2 protein-coding genes are annotated in these 1,716 nt (G+C 69.4%); both read left to right on the forward strand.

Features of this window, described 5'->3' with window-relative positions; genetic code table 11:
* Nucleotides 1–86: 86 nt before the first annotated feature.
* Nucleotides 87–662, forward strand: a complete 576-nt coding sequence (locus AFL01nite_RS15200) for a DUF6318 family protein (protein ID WP_146828885.1) — start codon at nucleotides 87–89, stop codon at nucleotides 660–662.
* Nucleotides 659–1,549 (forward strand): PKD domain-containing protein, encoded by an 891-nt coding sequence (locus AFL01nite_RS15205; protein WP_146828887.1) that lies wholly within the window; start codon nucleotides 659–661, stop codon nucleotides 1,547–1,549. The genes AFL01nite_RS15200 and AFL01nite_RS15205 overlap by 4 nt, the downstream gene beginning before the upstream one ends.
* Nucleotides 1,550–1,716: the final 167 nt, after the last annotated feature.

Raw genomic sequence — 1,716 nt, forward strand, 5'->3', positions numbered from 1 at the left:
CGCCAAGGAAGCCGATCAGCACCCCGTGCTGACGCCCTTGCAGTCGCCCCGCTGACGTGCCGGAGTAGTCGTTGAAGGAGTTCTCGATGCGCAAGACGCTCACCACGGCCGCCGTCGTGCTGATGCTCGGTCTGGGCACCGCCGCGTGCGGCGGTGACGACGAGTCCGACCTGCCGACGGCCGACGCCACCACGAGTGCGTCGCCGTCGCCCAGCGCGACGCCGAGCTGGTCCGCCGACGCAAAGCCCGAGCGGCCGCAGGACGAGAAGGGCGCCGAGGGCGCGCAGGCGTTCGCCGAGTTCGCCGCCGACACGGTGCTGTACGTCATGGCCACCGGCGACGCCCCGGCCCTCACGTCCATCGCCGACATGAGCACCTGCAGCGGCTGCAAGGACTGGGCCGACAACTACGACGCCGGCAAGATCAAGGAGCTGACGATCAGCTCGGGTCCGGCCCGGCACGAGCTCGTGGACGCACCCACCGTCAACGACGACGTGTTCTACCAGGTCCAGCTGGCGCTGGACATCCCCAAGGGCGTCTCCGTCCTCAAGGACTCCGGCAAGAAGACCGACACGATCTCGGCCGCGAAGGACCTGCCCTTCAAGACCAACATCCTCTGGAAGGACGACCAGTGGCAACTGTTGACCTACGACCTCGGATGAGCGCCCCGCGTCGGGGCGGCCTGCTCGTCGCCCTCGTGACCGTGCTGATCCTCGGATCGGGTGCGTTCGCCCACGCCGGTGACTACGGCGGCAAGGAGGACGGAAAGGGCGACGTCATCGTCGACGGCACGGAGACCACCGAGACCACCACGGGCGGCATCGGCGGCACCCGCATCTTCGTCCCCGGGCCCTGGACGCAGCGCGTCCTCGTGCCGTACTGCCCCGCCAACCTGGTCCGTGCCACGGGGCGGGGCATGCGCGAGTACGAGATGGACGACGACATGTGCATGGGCGCGGTCAGCACCTGTCCCGATCCGGAGGACCGCCGCTGGTGGGTCTTCGAGCGCCCGATGAACGCCGACAACGTGGCCACCGAGGACGGCTTCTCGCGCGGCGGCGTCGTCTGCCGGGGCGCGGCCGACCCGAGCGAGGCCGAGCCGCCCACGATCACGGTCGAGCAGATCATGGACCAGGCCCGCGCCAGGGCGCCCCGCCCGACGTTCGTGATCGAGCCGGCGGCGAAGTCCTACGTCAACGTGCCCACCAACTTCGCGGCCCAGGTGGCTCCGGCCACGGTGAACGTCGAACTGCTGGGCTTCACGATCCCGGTCGAGTTCACACCCGGTGACGCGACGTGGAGGTTCGGCGACGGCGGCTCCGACACCGGCGTGGGCGTGCGCAACGCGTCGGTCGGTCAGTCCGGAGCGGTCGAGCACGTCTATGCGCGGTCGGGCGACTACGACGTCAGCGTCACCGTGGGGTACGACGTGCGGATCATCGTGCCCACCGGTGATCCCATCACGCTTCCGACGCCCATCAGCCGCGCCGCTGCACCGCAGTCGCTGACGGTCGGCGAGGTCCAGTCGGTGGTCACGGGCGTCGACTGAGGCCGTTCCGGGCACCGTTCGCCCCAGTGGTCACAACGAGCCATGCGACGTGGTCGGTTCGTACTGCTTCGGGCACCGGCGTCCGCTACGCTCGTGGCCAGCATCCTGGTCCCGTGAGTTCAATCGGGGGACGAACCGACGAAGGAGACATACCCATGGTGCAAGCT

The organism is Aeromicrobium flavum (assembly GCF_007992115.1).
Taxonomy (GTDB): Bacteria; Actinomycetota; Actinomycetes; order Propionibacteriales; family Nocardioidaceae; genus Aeromicrobium; species Aeromicrobium flavum.

Bases quoted from the DNA above. Each gene is read 5' to 3' on its own strand.
- AFL01nite_RS15200 (WP_146828885.1), top strand. From the start codon at position 87: ATGCGCAAGACGCTCACCACGGCCGCCGTCGTGCTGATGCTCGGTCTG.
- AFL01nite_RS15205 (WP_146828887.1), top strand. From the start codon at position 659: ATGAGCGCCCCGCGTCGGGGCGGCCTGCTCGTCGCCCTCGTGACCGTG.